The organism is Streptomyces sp. NPDC044061 (assembly GCF_056434305.1).
This window is the reverse complement of sequence record NZ_JBWKFL010000016.1, coordinates 94,351-111,206: the sequence shown is the minus strand read 5'-3', so window position 1 is coordinate 111,206 and position 16,856 is coordinate 94,351. Positions and strand designations below refer to the sequence as shown.

Below are 16,856 nucleotides of genomic sequence, written 5' to 3'. Positions count from 1 at the left end.
AGGTCTCTTAATGATCGTTGTGCGCGCCGCGCGCGCGTGCCGCGCGCCAGTCCGGGGCCAGCACCGCCCAGATCTCGGTGTCCGTGCGCACGCCCCGGTGCGGGTAGTTCTCCCGGAGCACGCCCTCCCGGACCATGCCGAGGCGCCGCGCCACGTTGAGGCTGCCCTCGTTCGCGGAGGAGGCGTGCCACTCCACCCGGTGCATGCCGCGCGCCTCGAACGCCCAGTCCAGCAGCACCCGCATGCCGCGCGTGACGAGGCCGCGCCCGGCCGCGGCGGGCTCCAGCCAGCAGCCGGCCTCGCAGACCCCGCTCGGGGTGTCCCAGACGCGGAACAGCAGACCGCCGACCAGCTTCCCGTCGAGCCAGATGCCGTGCAGGCCGCCCGCGTCGGCGGCGCGCTTGTCCGCGTACGACCGGATCCAGGCGCGGGCGCCGTCCAGGTCGGTCACCACGTCCGGCAGGCCGATGTGCAGGCCGATGAACTCGCGTCCCCGGTCGATGTTGGCGAGCACTTCCTCCGCGTGCCAGACCTCCAGTGGCCGCAGTTCGGCGCCCTCGTCACCCAGGGATATCGCGTACATCGCGCAGCCGCTCCTCTCGCAGTTCCTCCACCGGGACCCTGCTGAGCCTCTCATGGGCGGCGCGGCACTCCGGCGGCTCGATGCTGATGCGCGGCAGCCGGCGCTCCAGCCAGCCGGGCAGCCACCAGTTGGCGGCGCCGAGCAGATGCATCAGGGCGGGCACGAGCAGCGTGCGCAGCACGAAGGCGTCGAGGGCGACGGCGGCGGCGAGCGCGATGCCGAACATGGCGATCACCCGGTCGCCGCTGAGGACGAAGGCGAGGAAGACCGAGATCATGATGACCGCGGCGGAGTTGATCACCCGGCTGGTCTCGGCGAGGCCGACGCGCACGGCCCGCCGGTTGTCGCCGGTCTCCAGCCACTCCTCGTACATCCGGCTGACGAGGAAGACCTGGTAGTCCATGGAGAGACCGAAGAGCACCGATACCATGATCACGGGCAGGAACGGCTCGATGGGGCCCTCCCGGCCGAGGCCGAGCGGTTCGCTGCCCCAGCCCCACTGGAAGACGGCGACGACGATGCCGAAGGCGGCGGCCACGGCTGCGATGTTCATCGCGGCGGCCTTCAGCGGGATGCCGAGCGAGCGGAAGGCGACCAGCAGCAGGAGACAGCCGAGTCCGATGACCACGCCGACGAACAGCGGGAGTTTGCCGACGATCACGTCCGCGAAGTCGTCGTAGCTCGCCGTCACTCCGCCGACGTGCACGTCGAGGGAGGTGCCGGTCTCCGCGCGCGGGAGCACCCGGGTGCGCAGCCGGTCGACGAGGTCGCTGGTGCGCTGCGACTGCGGCGCGGAGTCGGGGACGACCGTGAGGTACGCCGTGGCACCGGCGGAGTCGTACGTCACCGGGGTGACCGAGGCGACGCCGCGGGTGGCGCGCAGGGTGGTGTCGAGGCTGTCCAGGGCGAGCTTGTCGTCGCCGCCGTCCACGCGGGTCACCAGCGTCAGCGGGCCGTTCACCCCGGGTCCGAAGCCCTGCGCGAGGAGGTCGTAGGCCTGCCGGGTGGTCGACGAGCGGGGGTCGTTGCCCTGGTCGGAGGTGCCGAGGTGGAGGGAGAGCGTGGGCAGCGCGAGCAGGGCGACGACGGCCACGGCGAGGGAGCCGAGCAGCTTGGGCCGGCGTTCGACGAACGCGGACCAGCGGGCGGCGAGACCGGTGGGCAGCTCCGGCTGCGGTCCGTGCTCGGCGAGGCGGCGCCGCTCGCGCCGGCTGAGCGCGCGCGGTCCGATGCAGGACAGCAGGGCGGGCAGCAGCGTGACGGAGGCGGCGACGGTGAGCACGACCGTCAACGACGCGGCGACGGCCACTCCGTTGAGGAAGCCCAGACGCAGTATCAGCATGCCCAGCAGGGCGATGCACACCGTCGCACCCGCGAAGACGACCGCGCGTCCGGTGGTGGACACCGCGTTCACGGCGGCCTCGGTGACACTCAGGCCGCGTTTCAGGCCGCGCCGGTGTCTGGTCACTATGAACAAGGCGTAGTCGATGCCGACGCCGAGGCCGATCAGCATGCCGAGCATCGGCGCGAAGTCGGCGACGGTCAGGACGTGCCCGAGCAGCCCGATCCCGGCGTACGCCGTGCCCACGCCGATCAGCGCGGTGGCGATCGGCAGCAGGGAGGCGGCCGGTGAGCCGAAGGCGAGGAACAGCACGACGGCCGCGACGACCACTCCGACCACCTCGGCGGTGTGCCCGCGCCCGGACTCGGTGAGCCCGATGGCGCTGCCGCCCAGCTCCACCCGCAGCCCGTCCCGCTCGGCGTCCTTGGCGGTGCTCACGACGGCCTCGGCCTCGGCCTTCGTGATGTGCCCGGACTGCTTCGCGAAGGTGACGGTGGCGTAGGCCGTATGGCCGTCGGCGCTGATCCGGTGGGCGCCCTGACGGCCGTACGGTCCGGCCACCGAGGCCACCGCCGGCAGGTCGGCGATCCGGGCGAGGGCGCGGGTCATGGTCCGTTTGACGCCGTGTGCGCGAACGGTGCCGTCGGTGGTGTGCCAGACCACGGTGTCGCTGTCGCCGCCCAGGCCCGGGAAACCGTCCTTGAGCAGCTGGGTCGCGCTTCCCGACTCGGTTCCGGGGACCTGGTAGTCGTTCGAGTACGCCGAACCGGCCACGGACGCCGCCGCGGTGACCCCGCCGAAGGCGAGGAGCCACAGCAGGACGGCGAGCAGGCGGTGCCGGACACACCAACGGGCGAGGGCTGCCACGGACGTGCTCCCAGAGGACGATTTGTGCATCTTTGGCCGGGAACCATCGTCCATAAACTGAACAGCCCGCAAAGAACCTATGAGCAAACGCAGGACACTCTCGCAGGCGAAAGTGGTTGTTTGCCGCGTTCACGGGCTTTTTCACGGGAGTGGGAGGGACGTCACAGGACAGTTCCGTGAACTCTGTCGTCCCGGCGGGCACTTCAGTCGAACTGGTCTCCGAGGGCCATGACCATCGTTCCGGCGATCAGCAGCCACAGGGCCCGGCGAGTGCGGCCCCTGGCGCCGAGAACCGCCGCGAGAGCGCACACGGCGGCGCCGAGGGCGTAGGCGGCGGGCACGAGCGCCGGGGCTGCCCCGGTGAGCCGGAGCAGCGCGGCGGCCAGCCCGGCGAGGCTCAGCAGTCCCCCGCCGCCGGCGGCGGACCACCGGGCCCGCCGGGCCTCCCCGGCCTGCTCCTCGATGTCCTCCCCGGCTTCGGCCGTCTCCGGCTCGGCCGTGTCGGGCTCGGCCGTGTCGGGCTCGGCTATGTCGGGCTCGATGCCGGAATCGGTACGTCCGCTCATGGCGGTCGAGCGTAGTACCCGCCGCCCGGGAATTCGGGTGCGGGCGGCGTCGGCACGCGCTAGCCTCCCGCCGTCCGTCCCCGGCACATCGCCGCCGACCGAAGCAGGTGCGTTTTTTGACGGTCCGACCGAGCTCCCACACATCCCTCTTCCGTACGAAGGAACCAAGGAGCCCGTTCACCGATGTCCGACATCACCCCAAGGACCCAGGACACCTCACCGGCTGACCGCCTCACCCACCCGCGCTACCCCCGCAGCAGCCGCTACGACGCCCGCTGGACCATCGAGAACCAGATGGGCCCGCACGCGCTGTGGCTGCTGGAGTGGCTGGCGCCCGCACTCGGACTCGACCGGATGCCGCCCGGCGCCCGGGTGCTCGACCTCGGCTGCGGACGCGCCATGACCTCCGTCTTCCTGGCCCGGGAGTACGGCGTCCAGGTCGTCGCCGCCGACCTGTGGGTGAAGCCCGGCGACAACGCCGTCCGCATCGCCGAGGCGGGCGTCACCGACCGGGTGGTGCCCGTGTTCGCCGAGGCGCACGACCTGCCGTTCGCGGAAGGCGGCTTCGACGCGATCGTCTCCGTCGACGCCTACCAGTACTTCGGCACCGCCGACCTGTATCTGCCCACCCTCATCCGGCTGCTGCGGCCGGGCGGGCGGATCGGGGTCGTCGTGCCGTCGGTGCGGGAGGAGATCGAGGGGGCCGAGCCGCCGGCGCACCTCGCGCCCCACTGGGACCCGGGGTTCTGGGCGTTCCACTCTCCCGCCTGGTGGCGGCGGAACTGGACGCGCACGGGGGCGGTGACCGTCGAGACGGCCGACTGGCTGGAGGACGGCTGGCGCGACTGGCTGCTGTGGAGCGAGGTGTGCGCCGAGGAGAGCCCGAGCGAGTTCATGGCCGGGTTGGCACGCGACTCGGTGGACCTGCTCCGGGCCGACGAGGGCCGGCTGCTCGGGTTCGCCCGGGTCGTGGGACGGCGTGGCCAGGCGCTGGAGAGAAGGCCGTAGGCAGCCGTACGGCCCCGGAGGGGATGCCTCCGGGGCCGTACGGGAGCGGGGCTCAGCCCTCGCTCACGCCCAGCTTCTCCAGGATCAGCTCCTTGACGCGGGCCGCGTCGGCCTGACCCCGGGTCGCCTTCATGACCGCGCCGACCAGGGCGCCGGCCGCGGCCACCTTGCCACCGCGGATCTTGTCCGCGATGCCCGGGTTGCCGGCGATGGCCTCGTCGACGGCCGTACCCAGCGCCGAGTCGTCGGAGACGACCTTCAGACCGCGCTTGTCGACGACCTCGTCCGGGGTGCCCTCGCCCGCGAGGACGCCCTCGATGACCTGGCGGGCCAGCTTGTCGTTGAGGTCACCCTTCGCGACGAGCTCGGTGACCCGGGCGACCTGCTCCGGAGTGATCGCCAGTTCGTCCAGCGCCTTGCCCGACTCGTTGGCGCTGCGCGCCAGTTCGCCCATCCACCACTTGCGGGCGGAGGCCGCGTCGGCACCGGCGTCGATCGTGGCGACGATCGGGTCCAGCGCACCGGCGTTGAGGATCGCCTGCATGTCGGTGGCCGAAATGCCCCACTCCGCGAGAAGGCGGGTGCGGCGGGCCAGCGGCATCTCGGGCAGGGCGGTGCGGATCTGCTCGACCCAGTCGCGCGAGGGCGCCACGGGGACGAGGTCGGGCTCCGGGAAGTACCGGTAGTCCTCGGCCTCCTCCTTCACGCGGCCCGAGGTCGTGGACCCGGTTTCCTCGTGGAAGTGGCGGGTCTCCTGGATGATCGTGCCGCCCGAGGACAGCACGGCCGCGTGCCGCTGGATCTCGAAGCGGGCCGCCCGCTCGACGGAACGCAGCGAGTTGACGTTCTTGGTCTCGCTCCGCGTGCCGAACTTCTCGCTGCCCCTGGGCATCAGCGACAGGTTGACGTCGCAGCGCATCTGGCCCATCTCCATGCGAGCCTCGGACACGCCGAGGGCACGGATGACCTCGCGCAGCTCACGGACGTACGCCTTCGCCACCTCGGGGGCGCGCTCGCCGGCGCCGACGATCGGCTTGGTGACGATCTCGATGAGCGGGATGCCCGCGCGGTTGTAGTCCAGCAGCGAGTGGGACGCGCCGTGGATGCGGCCGGTGGCGCCGCCGACGTGCGTCGACTTGCCGGTGTCCTCCTCCATGTGGGCGCGCTCGATCTCCACGCGGAAGGTCTCGCCGTCCTCCAGCTGCACGTCGAGGAAGCCGTTGAAGGCGATCGGCTCGTCGTACTGGGAGGTCTGGAAGTTCTTCGGCATGTCCGGATAGAAGTAGTTCTTCCGGGCGAAGCGGCACCACTCGGCGATCTCGCAGTTCAGCGCGAGACCGATCTTGATCGCGGACTCGACGCCGGTCGCGTTGACGACCGGGAGCGCGCCCGGCAGGCCGAGGCAGACGGGGCAGGTCTGGGTGTTCGGGTCGGCACCCAGCGCGGTCGAACAGCCGCAGAACATCTTGGTGTTGGTGCCGAGTTCGACATGGACCTCGAGGCCCATGACGGGGTCGTACGACGCCAGCGCGTCCTCGTACGACACCAGGTCGGTCGTGGTGGTCACGGTGAAAACTTCCCTCTCAGCCCAGCAGGACGTCGTCGTCGCCCAGCCGCTTCAGCTCGCGGTAGAGGATGGCGAGGCCGGTGACGATCGCGACGGCGGACACGGTGGCGTCGATCAGCCGCAGCGTGTCGTGCTCGGCGCGCGCCTTCTTGATCTGCTTGGCCACACCGAACGCGCCGAACGCGGTCCCGGCCATCGACAGGTACGTGCCGGACTTCGACTTCTTGAAGCCCTTGGCCTTGTTCAGTGCACTCACAGAGACGGAGCCTCCTCGATCAGCGGGTGCCCCCACTTTTCCACGAAGGCGGCCTCGACGGCGGCGCCCACCTTGTACAGCCGGTCGTCCTTCATCACCGGGGCGATGATCTGCAGACCGACCGGGAGGTTGTCCTCCGGGGCGAGACCGCAGGGCAGGGACATGGCCGCGTTGCCCGCCAGGTTGGTCGGGATGGTGCACAGGTCCGCGAGGTACATCGCCATCGGGTCGTCGGCGCGCTCGCCGATCGCGAAGGCGGTGGTCGGGGTCGTCGGGGAGACGATCACGTCGACCTGCTCGAACGCCTTGTCGAAGTCCTGCTTGATCAGCGTGCGGACCTTCTGGGCGCTGCCGTAGTACGCGTCGTAGTAGCCGGAGCTCAGGGCGTACGTGCCGAGCATGATGCGGCGCTTGACCTCGGCGCCGAAGCCCGCCTCACGGGTGAGGGAGGTGACCTCCTCGGCCGAGTGGCCGCCGTCGTCGCCGGTCCGCAGGCCGTAGCGCAGGCCGTCGAAGCGGGCGAGGTTGGAGGAGCACTCGGACGGCGCGATCAGGTAGTACGCCGACAGCGCGAGGTCGAAGGACGGGCAGTCCAGCTCCACGATCTCGGCGCCCAGCCCCTTCAGCAGGGCGACCGACTCGTCGAAGCGCTGGATGACGCCGGCCTGGTAGCCCTCGCCGCGGAACTGCTTGACCACGCCGACCCGCATGCCCTCGACGCCGCCGTTGCGCGCGGCCTCGACCACCGGCGGGACCGGGGCGTCGATGGAGGTGGAGTCGAGCGGGTCGTGCCCGGCGATGACCTCGTGCAGGAGGGCCGCGTCCAGGACCGTACGGGCGCAGGGGCCGCCCTGGTCGAGGGAGGACGAGAACGCCACCATGCCGAAGCGGGAGACCGCGCCGTACGTCGGCTTCACGCCGACGGTGCCGGTGACGGCGGCCGGCTGGCGGATGGAGCCGCCGGTGTCGGTGCCGATGGCGAGCGGGGCCTGGAAGGAGGCGAGCGCGGCGGACGAACCGCCACCGGAGCCGCCGGGGATCTTGGTGAGGTCCCAGGGGTTGCCGGTCGGGCCGTAGGCGCTGTTCTCCGTGGAGGAGCCCATGGCGAACTCGTCCATGTTGGTCTTGCCGAGGATGACGACGTCGGCGGCCTTCAGCCGCTTGGTGAGCGTCGCGTCGTAGGGCGGGATCCAGCCCTCGAGGATCTTCGAGCCGACGGTCGTCGGCACGCCCTCGGTGGTGAAGATGTCCTTGAGCGCGAGCGGGACGCCGGCCAGCGGGCCGAGCTTCTCGCCGCGGGCCCGCTTCTCGTCCACGGCGCGCGCCTGGGCGAGGGCGCCCTCGCGGTCGACGTGCAGGAAGGCGTGCACCTTCTCGTCGACGGCCTCGATGCGGGCGAGGTGGGCCTCGGTGACCTCGACGGCCGTCAGCTCGCCGGAGGCGATCTTCTCGGCGGTCTGCGCCGCCGTGAGCTTGATGATGTTGCTGTCCGTCATGGTCAGTCCTCCCCCAGGATCTGCGGCACCTTGAAACGCTGCTGCTCCTGGGCGGGGGCGCCGGAGAGCGCCTGCTCGGGGGTGAGCGAGGGACGGACCTCGTCCTGCCGCATGACGTTCGTCAGCGGGAGCGGGTGCGAGGTCGGCGGTACGTCTTGGTCGGCGACCTCGCTGACGCGTGCGACCGCGCCGATGATGTCGTCCAGCTGTCCCGCGAAGTGGTCGAGTTCTTCGGGCTTCAGCTCCAGACGCGCCAGCCGGGCGAGGTGGGCGACCTCCTCGCGCGTGATGCCAGGCATGCAGCGATCCTCTGGGGTGAGAGTTTGTGGTTCGGGCTGGGGCTGGTCGTCCCGTGCCCGTCGTCCGCCCGACGGGCGACAGGCGGGAACGGGACGACCAGCCCCAATCCTATGGGGCGGGCCCCGGTGACCGTGAAACGGTTTGCCGGGGCCCTGGGCCTCAGCCGCGCCGGGCGTCCCACGCCTCGCTCTTCAGGAAGTGGTTGTCGTACAGCTCCTGCACCTCCAGAAGGCTTTCCGGGGTGGCCTCGCCGAGGGCGATGCGCTGCAGGTGGCGGAAGTACTCGAAGCGCTCGACACCCGGGGTGAGGACGATGAGCAGGTCGGCGTCGGCGCCGGGCACGGCGGCGAAGGCGTGCGGTTTGCCGGGCGGTACGACGACGAGGTCACCGGGGCCGGCGGTGACGACGTCGTCACCGGAGAGGATGTCGGCGGCGCCGTCGAGCAGGAAGAACATCTCGGCGGAGTTGTCGTGCCAGTGCGGCTTGGCGCCGTCGGCACCCGCCGTCAGGGTGACGCGCTGCGTGGACAGCGCGCCTCCGGTCCGGCTGCTGTCGGCCAGCAGGCGCACGGTGGTGGGCGCGCGGCCGACGACTTCGGCCTCGGCATCCCGGACGATCACGGTCTCGTCGAACTTCGGTACGAAAAGCGACATGGTTCGTCTCCCCCGGTGAGTTGTCGTCAGACCGCGAAGAGCAGTCCGGCACTGATGAGTACAACGATCGCGGTGGCGAAGTGGATCCCGAAAGCGACCGCTCGTGTCCCGCCGTTCCGCAGGACTGTCAGCGTGTCGCCGAGCGGCACGAGCGCCACGCACAGCATGAACCAGGCCTCGGCGTGGGCGCCGGCGAACGCCAGCAGGGCCAGGCCCATCAGGCCGAAGGTTCCGTCCCTGACGCCCTTGACCGACAGGTAGGCGCCGGCGTCGCCGCCGGGGTCGGCCGGAGAGCCGTAGCCGGTGGCCGCGGGGCCGGGCTGGAGCAGGAACCGGTAACCGAGGAACACGCAGAACAGATCGAGCACGACGGCCAGGGTGTAGGCGGTGACGGTCATTCTTCTCTCCTCGCTAGCAATGCTAGGTACAGGAGCGAAGCTAGCAGATCGGCGACAGGAACGCTAGCGATGCTAGAATGACGGTCATGTCGATCCAGACGCGCCGGGAGCGCGAACGAGCGGAACGCGAGCGGCTGATCGTCACGGCCGCACGGGAGCTGGCCGAGGCGGAGGGCTGGGACGCGGTGACCACGCGCCGGCTGGCCGCCGAGATCGAGTACAGCCAGCCGGTTCTCTACAGCCACTTCAAGGGCAAGGACGCGATCATGGCCGCGGTCGCGGTGCAGGGCTGCGCGGACCTGGCCGTGGAGCTGCGGGCGGCGCGCTCGGCGGCACGGGGTGTGCGGGAGTCGCTGGCGGCGGTGGCGGAGACGTACACGTCCTTCGCCCGGCGCCGACCCGCCCTGTACGACGCGATGTTCACCCACCTGGTGGACCTGCCGTTCGCGACGGAGGAGGCACCGGCGCCGCTGCGGGAGGCGTTCGGCGAGCTGCTGGGCGCGGTGGAGCCGACCGCGGCCGAGGGCGAGGACCCCGGCCTGCTGACGGAGACGTTCTGGGCGAGCCTGCACGGCCTGGCGACACTGATGAGAAGCGGCAGGCTCCCGGAGCACGCCCACGAGGCCCGGCTGGCCCTGCTGATCGGACACTTCACGGGCGGCTGACCACGCGGCCGCCGACGGCGACGAGCCCCCGCGGGGAAGGGCCACGATCCGGCCGACGAAAACCAGCGGGCAGGCGGGAGAAAAGAACTACTCGGCGGCCGGCAGCGCCGCTCGTGGGCGTTGCCAGCCGCGGGAGCCCCGCGCCAGCAGCCACGCCGTCGTCTCCTCGGGCGGCATCGCCGCGGCGACCAGCCAGCCCTGCACCGCGTCACAGCCGAGGTCCCGCAGCCGCTCCCAGGTCTCATCGTCCTCCACGCCCTCGGCGACGACGAGCAGCCCCAGCGAGTGCGCCAGGTCGACCGTGCAGCGCACGATCTCCGCGTCCTCGGTGTCCACGGCCAGCCGGGCCACGAAGGACCGGTCGATCTTCAGCTCGCTCACCGGCAGCCTGCGCAGGTGCACCAGCGAGGAGTACCCGGTGCCGAAGTCGTCCAGGGACATCTTCACGCCGTGCCCGGTGAGCCCGGCGAGGGTGTCGGCGGCCCGCTGCGGATCCTCCAGCAGCACGTGCTCGGTTATCTCCAGTTGGAGCGCTCCCGCGGGGACGCCGTGCCGCGCCAGCCGGGCGGCGACGGAGCCGGCGAAGCCGGGCGTGTGGACGTCGCGCGGGGAGACGTTCACGGCCACCGGCACCCGCAGCCCCTGCGCCCGCCACCGCGCCACCTGTCCGAGCGCGGTCTCCAGGACGTACTCCGTCAGATGGGGCATCAGCCCCGAGGACTCGGCTATCGCTATGAACTCGTCCGGCGGAACCTTCCCGCGCTCCGGATGCACCCACCGCACCAGCGCCTCGAGCCCGGCGACCTGCCCGTCGAAGCGGACCTTCGGCTGGTAGTGCAGCTGCACCTCATGCGCGTCCAGAGCCCGGCGCAGATCACCCAGCAGGCCCAGCCGGTCCGGGGTGTTGGAGTCCCGCTTGGACTCGTAGACCTCGACGCCCGTACGGTCCCGCTTCGCCTGGTACATCGCCACGTCGGCCCGCCGCAGCAGCCCCTCGGCGTCCAGCGCGTGGTCGGGGAAGACGGCGACGCCCGCGCTGGCCTCCAGCACGAGGGTGAGCCCGTCGAGGTCGAGCGGGGAGCTGAGGGCGGCGACGAGGCCGCGGGCGACACGCGTGGCCGACGTGGTGGAGTCGGCGACGGGCAGTAAGACGGCGAACTCGTCGCCGCCGAGCCGGGCGGCCTCCGCGCCGCGCGGCAGGGCGATCCGCAGCCGGTCGGCGATCTGCAGCAGCAGCCGGTCACCGGCGAGATGACCGAGGGTGTCGTTCACCGACCGGAAACGATCGAGGTCGATCAGCATGAGGGCGGCCCGCGCGCCGATCCGCTCGGCGTCGTCGAGGGCCGTCCATATTCGCTCCAGCAGCCACTGCCGGTTGGGCAGTCCGGTCAGCGGGTCGCGCAACTGCTCCTCGGCGCGGGCCCGGGCCATCCACAGCGTGGAGTCGAGGGCGATCAGCGGGATGGCGAACAGCGGGAGCAGGATCGGCTGGGCGTCGGCGACCACGCACACCAGCGGTGCGATGCCGAGCAGGGCGACGGCGACCAGACCCTGTCGGACCAGGGCACTGCGGGCGATGGTGGGCACTCCGCCGCCGCGCGGTGCGTGCAGGTACCACAGCAGGCCGCGGCTGACCGCGAGGTAGCCGGCCGCGACGAGCACGACCTCGGGCACGGTGGCGATGCCCCAACTGTCGGGCCGCCAGGGCTCCTCGACGCTCGGGACCCGCCCGAAGGAGCCGAGCACCAGGGCGCCGGCGCCGATCCCGAGGATGTCCACGGCACCGTGCAGCACGCCCTGCCGCCAGCGGTGCCGCCTGGCTATGCCGACCAGGACGACGACGGTGAGGCTGACCATTCCGGCGGGCACCCAGCCGTACAGCAGCAGGACGGCGAGGGTGAGGGCCGCGCCGGAGCCCGTGCCGCCCCACCAGCGGGCGCGGCCGAGCATCACGAGGTGGCCGACGATGATGCCGGTGAGCACGGCCAGCGACCAGCCGAGCGTGTCGCACGGGAAGAGGGCGTGGTTGCCGGTGAAGGCACGGTAGAAGCCGACGCCCAGGGCGAGTCCGGCGGCGGCCACGACGGCTGCGGGCAGGGCGGGCCAGGACGGCTGCCGTTCGGTGTCGGCGTCGGCACCGGGCAGCACGGAGGCGGGCTCGATGGCCAGCGGGATCGGCGGGTGTGCCTCGGCGGTGGTGCCCGGTCCGGCCGGGCGCACCCGGGCGCCCGCGCGCTCCGCGCCCCGCCCGGTCCACCGGCTCCCCCGCCACGCGACCGCGCGGCGGCGCAGACGCAGCCATGAGTCCAGGGCGGCGCTCTCGGTCGGTTCCATTCCCGTCCCTCTCACAGCCGGCGGTGCCCACGCCACGCGGCCCGATGCCCGACAACCATCAGCGGCTCCGCGTCGAAGAAACCTTCCCCGTGGCCCTCCACGGGCAGGGGGATGCCCCAACCGCAGCTGGGCACGGCAGGCGCACACCTCAACAGTAGGCCGCGGAAGGCTTCCTCGGGCAGCGGTCGTCGACGGTTGCCCGAATGCGCCCGGGCCACCCGTATGCAACTGATATGCGCCGAACGGGTGGCCTTCAACCGCTACTCCCCGGTCGGAAGCGCGACTTCGGCCGCGGCCTCGGGTCCCTGCTCCAAAAGGACGCTGAAACCGTCCTCGTTCAGAACGGGAACCTTGAGCTGCATCGCCTTGTCGTACTTCGATCCCGGATTGTCGCCCACCACCACGAACGCGGTCTTCTTCGAAACCGAACCGGTCACCTTGGCACCGCGGGTCTGCAGCGCCTCCTTGGCGCCGTCCCGGGTGAAGTTCTCCAGGGTGCCGGTGACGACGACGGTGAGCCCCTCCAGCGGGCGCGGCCCCTCGTCCTCGCCCGATGCCTGGTCCTCCAGCGGGACTCCGGCGGTCTTCCACTTGCGGACGATCTCGCGGTGCCAGTCCTCGGCGAACCACTCCTTGAGGGCGGTGGCGATGATGGGGCCGACGCCGTCCGTGGTGGCCAGCTCTTCCTGCGTGGCCTGTTCGATGCGGTCGATGGAACGGAACTCGCGCGCGAGGGCCTGCGCCGCCACCGGGCCGACGTGCCGGATGGAGAGCCCGTTCAGGAAGCGGGCGAGCGGACGCGTCTTCGCCGCCTCGATGTTCTCCAGCAGCGCGAGGGTGTTCTTCTTCGGCTCGCCCTTCTGGTTGGCGAAGACCGTGACGACCTTCTCCTCGCCCGTCCTGGGGTCCCGCTTGGGCAGGCCGCTGTCCGGGTCGAGGACATAGGCCTTGATGGGCAGCAGCTTCTCCACCGTCAGGTCGAACAGGTCGCCCTCGTCCACCAGCGGCGGGCCGGCAGGCTCCAGCGGACGGGTGAGCGCGGCGGCGGCCACCGCGCCGAAGTGCTCGATGTCCAGGCATTCCCGGCCCGCGAGGTAGGAGACGCGCTCGCGCAACTGGGCCGGGCAGGTGCGGGCGTTCGGGCAGCGGAGGTCGATGTCGCCCTCCTTCATGGGCCGCAGCGCCGTCCCGCACTCGGGGCACTCGCTCGGCATCACGAACTCCCGCTCGCCGCCGTCCCGCAGGTCGACCACCGGGCCGAGGATCTCCGGGATGACGTCACCGGCCTTGCGGATGACCACGGTGTCGCCGATGAGCACGCCCTTGGCCTTGACGACCTCCTGGTTGTGCAGGGTGGCGAACTCGACCTCGCTGCCCGCGACCGTGACCGGTTCGACCTGGGCGTACGGCGTGACGCGGCCGGTGCGGCCGACGCCCACCTTGATGTCGATGAGCTTGGTGTTGACCTCTTCCGGCGCGTACTTGTAGGCGATCGCCCAGCGCGGGGCGCGCGCGGTGGAGCCGAGGCGGCCCTGGAGGCGGATCTCGTCGAGCTTGACGACGACGCCGTCGATCTCGTGCTCCACGGAGTGGCGGTTCTCGCCGTAGTGGGCGATGAAGGCGCGCACGCCGTCGAGGTCGTCGACCACGCGGTTGTGCCGGGAGGTGGGCAGGCCCCAGGTCTTCAGCAGGTCGTACGCCTGGGAGAGGCGGGTCATGCCCGAGAAGCCCTCCAGGGCGCCGATGCCGTGGACCACCATGTGCAGCGGGCGGGTGGCGGTGACGCGCGGGTCCTTCTGGCGCAGTGAACCGGCGGCGGCGTTGCGCGGGTTGGCGAAGGGCTTGTCACCGGCCGCGACCAGGCGTTCGTTGAGCTCGAGGAACTTCTCCATCGGGAAGTAGACCTCGCCGCGGATCTCCACCAGGTCGGGTACCTCGTCGCCCTCGAGGCGGTCCGGGATCTCCGCGATCGTCCTGACGTTCGGGGTGATGTCCTCGCCGGTGCGGCCGTCGCCGCGGGTCGCCGCGCGGGTGAGGCGGCCGTTCTCGTAGGTGAGGTTGACCGCGAGGCCGTCGACCTTCAGCTCGCACAGGAAGTGGTACTCCTGGTCGCCCAGTTCGCGCGCGATGCGGTCGGCCCAGGCGGCGAGTTCGTCGTCGTTGAAGGTGTTGTCGAGCGAGAGCATCCGCTGGCGGTGCTCGACCGCGGTGAACTCCGTCGCGTACGACCCCGCGACCTTCTGGGTGGGCGAGTCCGGGGTGCGCAGCTCGGGGTACTCCGCCTCCAGCGCCTCCAGAGTCTTCAGGAGCCTGTCGAACTCCGCGTCGCTGATGACGGGAGCGTCCTTCACGTAGTACCGGAAGCGGTGCTCCTCGACCTGCTCCGCGAGCTGGGCGTGCTTGTCGCGGGCCTCGGCGGGCACCGCCGTCGTCTCCGCTTGCTTGTCGCCGGCCACCGTGTTGTCCTCCCGTTACTCTGGGTTGTCCGCGAGTGATCTCGCCGCCCGGACGCAGTGGGCGAGCACCTGGCGCGCCCAGGCGGGGGAAGCGCCCGCGAGACCGCATGCCGGGGTGACCGTGACCGCCTCCGCGAGCAGCCCGGGACGCAGCCCCAGCCTGCGCCACAGCGTCCTGACACCCATGACGCTACCGGCAGGGTCTGACAATGGGCCGTCCGTGCCCGGCACGACACCTGCGAACAGCCGGGTCCCGCCCTCCACGGCCTCGCCGAGGGCGTCGTCGTCACGTTCGGTGAGGAGCGACATGTCGAAGGAGACGGCGGCAGCGCCCGCCCGGCGCAGCAGGGCGAACGGGACGTCGGGGGCGCAGGAGTGGACCACGACGGGTCCGCCGCCGTGCACTGCGACGACGTCCCGGAGCGTGGCCTCGACCACCTGCCGGTCCACGGCCCGGTGCGTGCGGTAGCCGCTGGCGGTCCGCACCTGCCCGCGCAGCACGGCGGTGAGCGAGGGCTCGTCGAGCTGCAGGACGAGCCGGGCGCCGGGGACGCGGCGCCGGACCTCGGCGAGGTGCTGCCGCAGGCCCTCCCCCAGCGAGGCGGCCAGGTCGCGGCAGGCACCGGCGTCCGACAGGGCCGCCTCGCCGTTCTTCAGCTCCAGGGCGGCGGCCAGCGTCCACGGGCCGACGGCCTGCACCTTGAGGTCGCCCTCGTAGCCCTGGGTGAACTCCTCCAGCGCGTCGAGGTCCTCACCCAGCCAGGAACGGGCCCGCTTGGTGTCCCGCCCCGGACGGTCGCCGATCCGCCAGCCGCTGGGCTCCACGCGCGCGTACAGCTCGACCAGCATGCCCGCGGTCCGGCCGATCATGTCGGCGCCGGGTCCCCGCGCGGGCAGTTCGGCGAGGAACGGGAAGTCCTCGAAGCTGCCGGTGACGGTCTTGGCGGCCTCCCGGGCGTCGCCGCCGGGCATGGAGCCGATGCCGGTGGCGGGGCCGAAGGTGAACTGGCTGTTCTCACTCACCACCGCAGGGTATGCCGTGCGGCGCACCAGGGGCTCCGCCCCCTGGTGCCCGGTTCAGCGGCCCGGCCGCACCGTCAGGTCGTTGACCTCGGCGTCCTTCGGCAGGTCCAGGGCCATGAGGATCGTCGTGGCCACCGACTCGGGGTCGATCCACCGGCCCGGGTCGTACTCCTTGCCCTCCTGCTGGTGGACCTTGGCCTGCATGGGGCTGGCGGTGCGGCCGGGGTAGACGGAGGTGACGCGGACGCCGTTGCCGTGCTCCTCGTGGCGCAGGGAGTCGGCCAGGGCCTTCAGGCCGTGCTTGGAGGCGGCGTAGGCGGACCAGCCGGCGTGGGCGTCGAGTCCGGCGCCGGAGTTGACGAAGATCACATGACCGCGGGCGGTGCGCAGCTGGGGCAGGAAGTGCCGGGTCAGCTCGGCCGGGGCGATCAGGTTGACGTTGAGCTGCCGGTGCCAGGACTTGGGGGTCAGCTCGCCGACCTCGCCGAGGTCCACGACACCGGCGATGTGCAGGAGCGAGTCGACCCGGTCCGGCAGCGTCTGGTGGGAGAAGGCCCAGGAGAGCCTGTCGGGGTCCGCGAGGTCGCCCACCAGGGTGCGCGCCCCCGGGAACTCGGCGGCCAGCTCCTTCGCTCGGCCCGCGTCGCGCGCGTGCAGGACGAGTTCGTCGCCGCGCGCGTGCAGCCGGCGGGCGACGGCCGCGCCGATGCCGGAACCGGCCCCGGTGATCACATGAGTTGCCATGCCCGCCATGCTCGCATCACCGGATGCCCAGCGACTCCTCCAGGTAGGCCAGCGCGCCGACCGGCTCCGCGGCGAAGAACACCAGCTCGGACAGGGGGCGGGGCAGGAAGCCCTCCTCCTCCATGCGGCGGAACTGCTCCTCGAGGCCGTCGTAGAAGCCGGCAGTGTTCAGCAGCACCACCGGCTTCTCGGTCCGGCCGTGCTTCTTCAGCTCCAGGATCTCGGTGGCCTCGTCCAGCGTCCCCGTGCCGCCCACCATGATGACCACGGCGTCGGCCTTCTCCAGCAGCAGCTTCTTGCGTTCGGCGAGGTCGGCGGCGATGACCATCTCGTCGGCACCGGGCCGCGCCTTCGCCGACAGGAACTCCACCGAGACGCCGAGCAGCCTGCCGCCCGCCTCGTGCACACCGTCGGCGACGACCTTCATCAGTCCGACGTTGGAGCCGCCCCACACCAGGGTGTGGCCGCCCTTGCCGAGCAGTTCCGCGAACTCGCGCGCGGGACGGGTGTAGCGCTCGTCGAGGTCGGCGGCGGAGAGGAAGACGCAGATGTTCATGTCCCCCACCGTACGTGGGAAGAAGTACGGCCCCGCCGGCG

Annotated in this window: 16 protein-coding genes; 2 read left to right on the top strand and 14 right to left on the bottom strand. The window is 71.7% G+C overall.

Annotated features, from left to right (window positions below; translation table 11 throughout):
* Positions 1 to 7 precede the first annotated feature (7 nt).
* The 3 genes from AC07CM_RS26200 to AC07CM_RS26190 form a co-directional block, all read right to left on the bottom strand.
* Positions 8 to 583 (bottom strand): GNAT family N-acetyltransferase, encoded by a 576-nt coding sequence (locus AC07CM_RS26200; protein WP_478878886.1) that lies wholly within the window; start codon positions 581 to 583, stop codon positions 8 to 10.
* Positions 561 to 2,792, bottom strand: coding sequence for an MMPL family transporter (locus AC07CM_RS26195; protein ID WP_478878885.1), 2,232 nt, complete (start codon positions 2,790 to 2,792; stop codon positions 561 to 563). Before AC07CM_RS26195 ends, AC07CM_RS26200 begins: the two co-directional genes overlap by 23 nt.
* A gap of 203 nt (positions 2,793 to 2,995) precedes the next feature.
* Complete coding sequence (locus AC07CM_RS26190) at positions 2,996 to 3,358, bottom strand: hypothetical protein (protein WP_478878884.1); 363 nt, start codon at positions 3,356 to 3,358, stop codon at positions 2,996 to 2,998.
* 183 nt (positions 3,359 to 3,541) lie between these two features.
* On the opposite strand from AC07CM_RS26190, the gene AC07CM_RS26185 reads away from it, so the two are divergent.
* A complete protein-coding gene (locus AC07CM_RS26185; protein WP_478878883.1) occupies positions 3,542 to 4,366 on the top strand; it encodes a methyltransferase domain-containing protein in 825 nt (274 codons plus the stop codon).
* A gap of 52 nt (positions 4,367 to 4,418) precedes the next feature.
* Here the strand turns inward: AC07CM_RS26185 and gatB are convergent, their stop codons facing one another.
* The 6 genes from gatB to AC07CM_RS26155 all read right to left on the bottom strand — a co-directional run bounded on the left by gatB (position 4,419) and on the right by AC07CM_RS26155 (position 9,037).
* The gene (gene gatB / locus AC07CM_RS26180; protein ID WP_478878882.1) at positions 4,419 to 5,933 is read right to left on the bottom strand and encodes an Asp-tRNA(Asn)/Glu-tRNA(Gln) amidotransferase subunit GatB; all 1,515 of its coding nucleotides are present in this window, start codon (positions 5,931 to 5,933) and stop codon (positions 4,419 to 4,421) included.
* A 16-nt stretch (positions 5,934 to 5,949) separates the two neighbouring features.
* A complete protein-coding gene (locus AC07CM_RS26175) occupies positions 5,950 to 6,189 on the bottom strand; it encodes a hypothetical protein (RefSeq protein ID WP_020942391.1) in 240 nt (79 codons plus the stop codon).
* Entirely contained in the window at positions 6,186 to 7,691 is a 1,506-nt protein-coding gene (gatA, locus tag AC07CM_RS26170; RefSeq protein WP_478878981.1) for an Asp-tRNA(Asn)/Glu-tRNA(Gln) amidotransferase subunit GatA, read from the bottom strand. Before gatA ends, AC07CM_RS26175 begins: the two co-directional genes overlap by 4 nt.
* On the bottom strand, positions 7,688 to 7,984 hold the full coding sequence (gene gatC, locus AC07CM_RS26165; protein WP_351335407.1) for an Asp-tRNA(Asn)/Glu-tRNA(Gln) amidotransferase subunit GatC: 297 nt from the start codon (positions 7,982 to 7,984) through the stop codon (positions 7,688 to 7,690). Before gatC ends, gatA begins: the two co-directional genes overlap by 4 nt.
* Positions 7,985 to 8,144: 160 nt before the next feature.
* Entirely contained in the window at positions 8,145 to 8,639 is a 495-nt protein-coding gene (locus AC07CM_RS26160; RefSeq protein ID WP_478878881.1) for a cupin domain-containing protein, read from the bottom strand.
* Positions 8,640 to 8,665: 26 nt separating this feature from the next.
* Positions 8,666 to 9,037 carry a DUF4267 domain-containing protein gene (locus tag AC07CM_RS26155; RefSeq protein WP_478878880.1) on the bottom strand — a complete coding sequence of 124 codons (372 nt, stop codon included), beginning with the start codon at positions 9,035 to 9,037 and terminating at the stop codon, positions 8,666 to 8,668.
* 86 nt (positions 9,038 to 9,123) lie between these two features.
* Between AC07CM_RS26155 and AC07CM_RS26150 the strand changes: the two genes are divergently transcribed.
* Positions 9,124 to 9,702: a TetR/AcrR family transcriptional regulator gene (locus AC07CM_RS26150; RefSeq protein WP_478878879.1), complete on the top strand. Its 579-nt coding sequence runs from the start codon at positions 9,124 to 9,126 to the stop codon at positions 9,700 to 9,702.
* 87 nt (positions 9,703 to 9,789) lie between these two features.
* On the opposite strand, the gene AC07CM_RS26145 is transcribed toward AC07CM_RS26150, so the two are convergent.
* From AC07CM_RS26145 to AC07CM_RS26125, 5 genes are all read right to left on the bottom strand, one after another.
* Positions 9,790 to 12,036: a putative bifunctional diguanylate cyclase/phosphodiesterase gene (locus AC07CM_RS26145; protein ID WP_478878878.1), complete on the bottom strand. Its 2,247-nt coding sequence runs from the start codon at positions 12,034 to 12,036 to the stop codon at positions 9,790 to 9,792.
* Between the two features lie 260 nt (positions 12,037 to 12,296).
* Complete coding sequence (gene ligA / locus AC07CM_RS26140) at positions 12,297 to 14,492, bottom strand: NAD-dependent DNA ligase LigA (RefSeq protein ID WP_478878877.1); 2,196 nt, start codon at positions 14,490 to 14,492, stop codon at positions 12,297 to 12,299.
* A gap of 15 nt (positions 14,493 to 14,507) precedes the next feature.
* The gene (locus AC07CM_RS26135) at positions 14,508 to 15,515 is read right to left on the bottom strand and encodes a methionine synthase (RefSeq protein ID WP_478878876.1); all 1,008 of its coding nucleotides are present in this window, start codon (positions 15,513 to 15,515) and stop codon (positions 14,508 to 14,510) included.
* A 54-nt stretch (positions 15,516 to 15,569) separates the two neighbouring features.
* A complete protein-coding gene (locus AC07CM_RS26130) occupies positions 15,570 to 16,268 on the bottom strand; it encodes an SDR family oxidoreductase (RefSeq protein ID WP_478878875.1) in 699 nt (232 codons plus the stop codon).
* Positions 16,269 to 16,275: 7 nt separating this feature from the next.
* Entirely contained in the window at positions 16,276 to 16,815 is a 540-nt protein-coding gene (locus AC07CM_RS26125; RefSeq protein WP_478878874.1) for an LOG family protein, read from the bottom strand.
* Between the last annotated feature and the right edge of the window lie 41 nt (positions 16,816 to 16,856).